Origin of the sequence: Arthrobacter sp. 7Tela_A1, assembly GCF_049311065.1 — a bacterium.
Taxonomy (GTDB): Bacteria; Actinomycetota; Actinomycetes; order Actinomycetales; family Micrococcaceae; genus Arthrobacter_B.
Genome location: NZ_JAXIOO010000063.1, coordinates 1 through 8512 on the forward strand (window position 1 = coordinate 1; position 8512 = coordinate 8512).

Sequence of the window (8512 nt, forward strand, 5' to 3'; positions counted from 1 at the left end):
TTTTTTCTTTTTTTTGGGTGTTTTTCTGCTACCGGCCCCCCGGACGGGGCACGGTCCGGTGTCCCGGATGCTGGGCCCTACTTGCCTTGCGCCAGCGCGATCCAGGGGCCGTAACGGTCTGCTTCGGCTTCCAGGAAGGACTTCATCTCATCGGAATCCTTGAAGGTCGGCACCAGATTGGAGTTCTCAATGACGGTGCGGTATTCAGGATCCTCGACAGCTTTGCCCATGGCCTCGGAGAGCCGCTGGACCGTCTCGGCGGGAGTTCCTGCCGGGGCCATGATGCCAACCCAAGAGGCATTGGTCAGGTCGATCCCCGACTCCTTGGCGGTGGGGACATCAGGGTTCTTCGGGTCGCGCTCATCCGTGAGCATCGCCAGGTAGCGCAGCTTGCCGGCGTCAACCTGCGTCTTCTGCGTGCCGATTGCGTCGATGGAGAAGTCCGCGTCACCGGCCGCCACGGCGGCCACAGCGGGGGCTGAGCCATCGAACGGTACGGACGTCAGCGTGATGCCGGCAAGTTCCTGGAGGCCCTGGGCGGGGGAGTCCCAGACCGATCCGACGCCAGGGCTTGAGTACGTGATGTCCCCGGGGCTGGCCTTGGCTGCTTCAATGAGGTCTTCGAGGGTCTTGAACGGGCTGTCCACGGGGACGGCGATGGCGCCGGGCCCTGAAAGCCCCTGGCCGATGGGTTCGTAATTGGCCGGGTCGATGTCGTAGTCCTGGAACTGCAGGGTGGCGACCTCGACACCCATCATCGAAAGGTTGTATCCGTCAGGCTTCTGGTCCTTGAGCCAGTTGTAAGCGACTGAACCGTTGGCGCCGGGCCGGTTCTCCACGATGACTTCAACGCCGAGCTCACGTTCAAGCAGCGGGGCGATGGTGCGCGCCGTCAGGTCACCGGAGCCGCCGGCCGCCCAGGGGACTGTGAGCCTGATGTCCTGGGCCGGGAACTCGTCGCCGGAGTCGCTGCCGCTCCCCGAAGCACAGCCGGACAGTGCGAAGAGGCCAATGGTGCCGATGGCCAGTGACTTGGTGAGTCTTTTCACGTGGAGCTCCTTTTGCATCCGTAAGGCTGGCGGACGCATCCGGCTGTCGTCGATGACATCGGTTGGCCCCCAGATTGCTACTGCGCGCTATGCGAACAAATGTTCAACAATCGCACACTGGGTGTAATCTAATTCACACCATCCTCATCTGCAAGGATGCAGTCAAACTGTGACTTGCCGCCTCCGCACGGGTGTTTACAGAGTCCGATCGCAAGGAAGCCGCCGCCCGGAACTGGAAGGAACGCGCATCCAGGCGGGGCCGGCGCTACGCTAGGCGCATGACTGAGCAGACCAACGCCGAACTGCTGGCCGCCATTAGCACCGCAGCCCAAGAACTTGCCCGGCATTTGCCCCCGCTGTCCGACGAGCAGGTGGCAGCGCCGTCGCGCCTTCCGGGGTGGAGCCGAGGGCATGTCCTGGCCCATATCGCCGGGGTCAGCACGGCCATGGCCCGCCAGGTCGAGTTCGCCGCCCGCGGAGAAACGATCGAACTGTACGACGGCGGCGTGGACGGCCGGAACCAGGCCATCGAACGCGGCGCCCTGCGCTCAGCCGCTGAGCACCGTGAGGTCCTGGCACGGGAAATCGGACAGGCCATCGAGCGTTTCACTGCCCTCGGCGACGCCGGCTGGAGCACCTCGATCTCCTACCGCGGCGGCGTCGTGCGGGATGGAGCGGAAGCCCTGTGGCGCGAACTGGTGATCCATCTCAGCGACCTGGACATCGGCGTCGACCCGGATGCCTGGACGCCGGCGTTCTCGGACCATCTTTTTGGTTTTCTTTCTGCCCGCGTTCCTGACGGCCTGCGCCTGAGGCTGCAGCCCCTCGGGCACCTGCCGCGGACCATCGGCAACGGGCCCCGGACCGTGGCGGTCAACGGAATGGCGACCGACATTGCCGCGTGGCTGGCCGGGCGCCATCCCAGCCTGGGCAGCCTCCGTGCTGATGCGGACGCCGATGGCGTTGTCCTTCCGGTGCTGCTCCCATGGCCGTCCGCAATGAGCCCGCAGTAGGGACGGGCCTTCCGGAGCAAGCGCGTCCAGCCTAGGGTTGGTAGTGCGATAATCCGCGTCTACGGAAGGCCGGCCATGGCTGACTCAGCAACACCGTCCAGCAATTCCGGGAACGATCCCTCCGCCGTTCCGCAGGGCAGGATCGAGCGGCTGACCGACGGCTGGGCCTTGGCTTTCGACAAGCAGTTCGACTATCCCACGGCCCACATCTGGGACGTACTCACCAACCCCCGCAAGGTGGAAAAGTGGCTGGGATCCGTAACACCCGGCTGGGAACTGGGCAAGGAATACACCCTCGACATGGGCAACGGAACCGCCTCGGGGACCGTCCTGCAGCTGAACCCCCGGTCCAGCCTGCAAATCTCCTGGGACGATGAACTTGGTGAAGAGTCCGTGCTCGAATGGCAGGTCCTTGAATCCGACGGCGGGGCACTCCTGACGTTCCGCTCACGCACCGACACTGCCGATTTCCTCGCCGAAGGAAGTGCAGGATGGGAAGGGCTGCATGACGCCTTCGCGGCTGTGGCCGCCGGCGGAACCCCGGAACCGGGAGCCCCGGGGCAGTGGAGGTCCCTGCGCGATGCCTACAGCCGTGACTTCCGCATCTCCCCGACCATGGGCGTCCTGGAAGAAACACCGGAGGGCAGGACCCTCCTTTTTGAACGCTGGTACGACGCGCCTGCAGACGATCTGGGCGCCGCCCTCGAGAGCTCCAGCGGCAACCTGCGCATGGGCGAAGGCGCGGACATCACCGCCGTTGATGAAGACGGCTTTGGAAAGATGCGCATCTCACAGCGGCTCGAAGGCGGGACCGCCCAAGACACCGCCGCCCTCATGGCCGCCTGGCATCTGGCCCTCGATTCCGCGGCTGTCCGCCTGGACGGCGGAACCCCGAACCCCAACTCGCACCGGCTGCGCGCCCTCGAAGCACTTTACGGATCAATGATCTGAGTTCCGCCCGGAGACCGACCGGTTTTCGGGCCGGTGGTCCGGCTTGCTACGGTCGAGGCATGAATTCCCCGGACCCTCGCACGCGTCTGGCCGTTCCGGCCACGGAGGCAGCACCGTGGCTTTTGGGTGCTGTCCTGCATCATGAAACCAACGACGGCGACGTGGCCGTCCGGATCACCGAAGTAGAGGCTTACCTGGGCGATGCTGACCCCGGATCGCATGCCTTCCGCGGCCAATCCGCCCGGAACGCGACCATGTTTGGCCCAGCCGGGCATCTCTACGTGTACTTCACCTACGGCATGCATTACTGCGCCAACGTTGTCTGCGGGGTTGAGGGCACGGCCACCGGCCTGCTGCTGCGGGCAGGGGAAATCGTTGAGGGACGCGAGATTGCCCGGCGGCGCCGGAAGGAACCGAAGACGGATCTGGATCTGGCCCGCGGTCCCGCCCGGCTTGCGCAGGCACTGGGCATTGACCGGACCCTGAACGGGGCTGACGTCTTCACCGGGCCGCTGCGGCTCGAGCTGCCAGCCGAACCGATGGACCCGGCGCGGATCTCCCGCGGTCCCAGGGTTGGGGTCAGCGGCGAAGGCGGGGGAGAGGCCTATCCCTGGCGCTTCTGGCTCACCGGGGAACCAACGGTTTCCAAATACCGTCCTGCGGTGCAGCGCCGGCAGCCGGCGGGCGCCACAGCCAAGACGGCCTGAACCGGCACCCCTGTGACCAGCAGCGCACACCCGGACTGCTGCCGGGCAGGGCAGTCGGTGCCCGGGCCCGATAAGGTGGATAGGTGAAAGACGAAGCTTCAGCACCCCTGGCCGGCTCTGCAATACCGGCCGAATCCATTCTCGAGACCATTGACCGGCTCTGCGCGGTGGTCCCGAATTACCCGACCCCGGGGGTGACGTTCCGTGACCTGACTCCGGTCTTCGCTGACGGACCGGCACTGCGCGGCATGGTCGACGCCCTGCTGGCCGGCTTCGAGGGAACCTTCGACTACGTGGCCGGCGTCGAGGCCCGCGGTTTCCTGCTCGCCGCTGCCGCAGCCTACGCTTCCGGACACGGTGTTATCACTGTCCGCAAGCCCGGTAAACTGCCGCGCCCGACCTATAACGAGACGTACTCCATGGAGTACGCGACCAACAGCCTCGAAGTTCACATCGGCGACATTCCCCCCGGTTCCCGGGTCCTGGTCCTGGACGATGTGCTGGCGACCGGCGGGACCCTGGGTGCCACTGCCCGGCTCATCGAACGTGCCGGCTCGAGCGTTGCCGGCATCGGCGTGGTACTTGAACTGGACGGCCTTGGCGGGCGGGAAAACCTGGCCGGTTACAAGGTCCGTTCCCTGCGCACGTACTAGTCTTTTGCGTCCCGGCGGCGTGCCGTCTGGCCGCTCTATGGACAGGGCATGGAAAATGTGCCGATGCGGGGTAAGATTGACGGTCTGCCTTTGCGAGAGGGAACGCGAACATGCCTGAAACGCCTACGGCCCATGCGGAGCTCGAAAACGAGCGCCAATATGTGGCCGGCCTGTACCACCGGCTCGATGAACTGCGCGAGGAAAAAAGCGAACAGCTGGCCCAGGTCCGCCGCAGCCACTCAGCCGGTTCGCACCAGAACCGGTCCGAACGCGATGCCTTTGCAACCATGTATGAGGACCGACTTGCGCAGCTGAATGCCGTCGACGACCGGCTGGTGTTCGGACGCCTGGACCTCGACGACGGCGAGACCCGCTACATCGGCAGGATCGGCCTCTCCACTGCCGACCTCCAGCGGCTGATGGTCGACTGGCGTGCCCCCGAAGCGGGCACCTTCTACCAGGCCACTGCCTTCGAACGCCAGGGCGTGCGCCGCCGGCGGCACCTGATCCTCAAGGGCCGTGACGTCGAAGGCCTCGAAGATGACGTGCTGGACTACTCAATGCTTGAGGAGGGCGAGAACCTCCAGGGTGAAGGTGCCCTCCTCGCGGCGCTGAACTCCAAGCGCACCGGCCAGATGTCAGACATCGTCGGCACCATCCAGGCCGAGCAGGACCGCATCATCCGCGCACCGCTGCCCGGCACGCTGGTTGTGCAGGGCGGCCCTGGCACCGGCAAGACAGCCGTCGCCCTGCACCGTGCGGCCTACCTGCTCTACACGCATCGGGAACGGCTGAAGTCTGCCGGCGTGCTGCTGGTCGGACCGTCCAACGCGTTCATCCGGTATATCGAACGCGTGCTGCCGTCCCTGGGCGAGACCGGCGTCGTCATGGCCAGCCTGGGGCAGCTGATGCCCGGTATCACCGCGTCAGGGGAGGACACAGCAGCGGCAGCGGAGGTCAAGGGCCGGCTGTCAATGGCCGACGTCGTCGCCCGGGCCGTCGCGAACCGCCAGCGCAGCCTGGCCGAACCCCGGCGCCTCAACGTTGACGGCACCATGATCACCCTCACGCCCAAGCAGGTGGCACGGGCCCGGGACCGGGCGCGCGCCACGGGCAAACCACACAACGAAGCCCGCGTGACCTTCGTGAAGATCCTGCTGCGCGAGCTCACCGACCAGATGACCGAAGTCCTCGAAGAGTCGGCCGGAGCGGGCAACAGCACTGACCGTGCCTACCTGGCTGAAGATGTGCGCAGCGCCCGGGACGTCCGGATCGCGCTGAATCTTTGCTGGATGCCGCTCACCCCGGAGAAGCTCATCAGCGAGCTGTTCAGCAAGCCCGGGCACTTGGAAATGGCCGCTCCCGAGCTCACGGACGCCGAACGTGCACTGCTGATGCGCAGCCCCGACGCGCCCTGGACCGAAGCGGATATTCCCCTTCTCGACGAGGCCGCCGAACTGCTGGGAGACCTCGACGCCTCCGCCGGCCGCGACAGCGCCGCACTGGAGGAGGCCCGGAAGCGGGACCTCGCCAACGCCGAGCGCGCCATCGAGAACACCGAGGGCTTCCTTGAAGACTCCGGCGCGCACGGCATCCTCTCTGCCGAAGACCTTGCCAACCACAACATGGCAACGGAACAGCGGCTCACCGCTGCCGACCGCGCCGCCGTCGACCGTACCTGGGCCTTCGGGCACGTCGTGGTGGACGAGGCACAGGAACTGTCCGCGATGCAGTGGCGGCTGCTGATGCGCCGCTGCCCGCTGAAATCGTTCACTGTGGTCGGCGATATTGCACAGACCTCCTCCGCGGCCGGGGCAACGTCCTGGCAGCGGGCCCTGGAACCCTTTGTGGGGGAGCGCTGGACCCTGGAGGAACTGACGGTTAACTACCGCACCCCGGCCCAGATCGCCGAAGCAGCGGTTCGGATGGCGAATGCCGCCGGCCTGGTGGTCTCGGCGCCCAAGGCCGTGCGCGAGGGCAAATGGGCTCCGTTCCTGGACACTGTGCCGGAGGGCACCGTGGTGGACAGGCTGATGCAGACACTCCCGGAGGACCTGGAAGCCATTGAGGGAGGCCTTCTGGCCGTCATCACCGAGGAACACCGGCTGACCGAGGTCCGCCGGGCTGTTACGGCCGTGTACGGGAACCGTGTTGGGACGGGCGCCGGGGGACTGTCGCAGGACATCGTCGTCATCTCGCCCCGTGAGGCAAAGGGACTGGAGTTCGACGGCGTCGTCATCCTTGAGCCGTCCGAACTGCTGACCGCAGCGGCCGGCAAGGTGGGGGATCTGTACGTTGCCATGACCAGGCCCACACAGAGGTTGCGTCTTATAGCGGAGCACGGCATCCCCGCGGGCATCGACGGCACCGAATCCTGATAATTTAGAAGGCGTGCCACAGAATACCGAGACCTCCGAGGGCCTAGTTGCCCAGCAGAACGATTCGACCTTTGCCAACATCTGGCAGGAACTGAAGTGGAGAGGGCTGATCAAGCTCTCCACCGATGAGGCGGAACTGGAAAAACTCCTCAGCGGAGACCCGGTCACGTATTACTGCGGCTTCGATCCCACGGCGCCGAGCCTGCACCTGGGCAACCTGGTCCAGCTCCTGACGATGCGCCGCCTGCAGCTGGCCGGGCACCGTCCGCTTGCGCTCGTCGGCGGCTCCACCGGTCTGGTCGGTGACCCGCGCCCGACGGCGGAACGCACCATGAACACCAAGGAAACGGTGGCGGAATGGGTCGGCTACCTGCAGGGACAGGTCCAGCGTTTCCTCAGCTTTGAGGGTGACAACGCAGCCCGCATGGTGAACAACCTGGACTGGACCGCTCCGATGAGCGCCCTGGACTTCCTTCGGGAAATCGGCAAGCACTTCAGGGTCGGAACCATGATCAAGAAGGAAATCGTCGCCTCCCGCCTGAACTCTGACGAAGGCATCAGCTACGCCGAGTTCAGCTACCAGGTGCTGCAGGGCATGGACTATCTCCAGCTCTTCCGCGATTACGACTGCGTGCTGCAAACCGGCGGCTCCGACCAGTGGGGCAACCTCACTTCCGGCACCGAGCTGGTACGCAAGGTGGAGGGCGCCGGCGTCCACGCCCTGGGTACGCCGCTCATTACCAATTCGGACGGCACCAAGTTCGGCAAGAGCGAGGGCAACGCCATCTGGCTGGATCCCACCATGACCAGCCCCTACGCCATGTTCCAGTTCTGGCTGAACACCGCCGACGCCGATGTCATCGACCGCCTCAAGGTCTTCACCTTCCGCACCCGGGAGGAGATCGCCGAACTTGAGCGCTCCGTGAAAGAAGCACCGCACAAGCGCGAGGCACAGCGGGCCCTTGCCTACGACGTGACCTCGCTGGTCCACGGCACCGACGCCACCGACAAGGTCATTGCCGCCTCGGCTGCGCTCTTCGGGCAGGGCGAGCTGGAATCGCTGGACGAAGCCACGCTCACCGCAGCCACAGCCGAACTGCCCCGCGCAGAAGTTGGATCCGGCAGCCTGGGAATCATCGACCTGCTGGTAGCCACGCAGCTTTCCAAGACAAACTCCGATGCGCGCCGGACCATTACCGAAGGCGGGGCGTACGTGAACAACCGCAAGGTCACCGAGATCGACGCTGTCATTGGCACCGAACAGCTGCTGCACGGCAAGTACCTGCTGCTGCGCCGCGGCAAGCGGACTCTGGCCACCGTGGTGGTCACGGACTAAACCATTGCAGACGGCGGAGGGCCGGCGCCGCGTGAACTGCTCACGCGGGGCCGGCCTTCCGCCGTTTTCCCGTACTTGGCCTGTTACCTGCAGTGCAGGAGATCACAGGGATCCCGGCTTGCATGGGTCACCGCTGGTGTGCAAAGATAAATGAGTCGCCGCGGCCGGGACGCTCCGCTGAGAAGCAAGAGCGCCGAGCATGGCGGCAAAAATCCAACCGACACAGAGGCTTGCTTCGAGGCATTGGCTGAGAAAATAAGCTTTCGTTTGGCGTGGAATCATCATTCTGTTTCATGCAGATTTCGGAAATATTCCGGATTTGCTAAAACCGGATCGATGAAATAGAATTATGAAACACCGCAGCGGTGCGAAAAGAAAAAGAATCAGCCGGAAACGGAAATGGTTTTTCTGAGTAGGCCGGATGC

Annotated in this window: 7 protein-coding genes; 6 read left to right on the forward strand and 1 reads right to left on the reverse strand. The window is 65.1% G+C overall.

Annotated features, from left to right (window positions below; translation table 11 throughout):
* Nucleotides 1-77: 77 nt before the first annotated feature.
* A complete protein-coding gene (locus tag TVB01_RS16230) occupies nucleotides 78-1049 on the reverse strand; it encodes a Bug family tripartite tricarboxylate transporter substrate binding protein (RefSeq protein WP_422456938.1) in 972 nt (323 codons plus the stop codon).
* Nucleotides 1050-1327: 278 nt separating this feature from the next.
* Here TVB01_RS16230 and TVB01_RS16235 point away from each other — a divergent pair, with 278 nt between their 5' ends.
* From TVB01_RS16235 to tyrS, 6 genes are all read left to right on the forward strand, one after another.
* Nucleotides 1328-2062: a maleylpyruvate isomerase family mycothiol-dependent enzyme gene (locus TVB01_RS16235; protein WP_422456939.1), complete on the forward strand. Its 735-nt coding sequence runs from the start codon at nucleotides 1328-1330 to the stop codon at nucleotides 2060-2062.
* A gap of 75 nt (nucleotides 2063-2137) precedes the next feature.
* Nucleotides 2138-3013, forward strand: coding sequence for an SRPBCC domain-containing protein (locus tag TVB01_RS16240; RefSeq protein WP_422456940.1), 876 nt, complete (start codon nucleotides 2138-2140; stop codon nucleotides 3011-3013).
* A gap of 59 nt (nucleotides 3014-3072) precedes the next feature.
* The gene (locus tag TVB01_RS16245; protein ID WP_422456941.1) at nucleotides 3073-3720 is read left to right on the forward strand and encodes a DNA-3-methyladenine glycosylase; all 648 of its coding nucleotides are present in this window, start codon (nucleotides 3073-3075) and stop codon (nucleotides 3718-3720) included.
* Nucleotides 3721-3803: 83 nt separating this feature from the next.
* Nucleotides 3804-4373, forward strand: coding sequence for an adenine phosphoribosyltransferase (locus TVB01_RS16250; RefSeq protein ID WP_422456942.1), 570 nt, complete (start codon nucleotides 3804-3806; stop codon nucleotides 4371-4373).
* A 110-nt stretch (nucleotides 4374-4483) separates the two neighbouring features.
* On the forward strand, nucleotides 4484-6751 hold the full coding sequence (locus TVB01_RS16255) for a UvrD-helicase domain-containing protein (protein WP_422456943.1): 2268 nt from the start codon (nucleotides 4484-4486) through the stop codon (nucleotides 6749-6751).
* 13 nt (nucleotides 6752-6764) lie between these two features.
* Nucleotides 6765-8087, forward strand: coding sequence for a tyrosine--tRNA ligase (tyrS, locus tag TVB01_RS16260; RefSeq protein WP_422456944.1), 1323 nt, complete (start codon nucleotides 6765-6767; stop codon nucleotides 8085-8087).
* The last annotated feature ends 425 nt before the right edge of the window (nucleotides 8088-8512 follow it).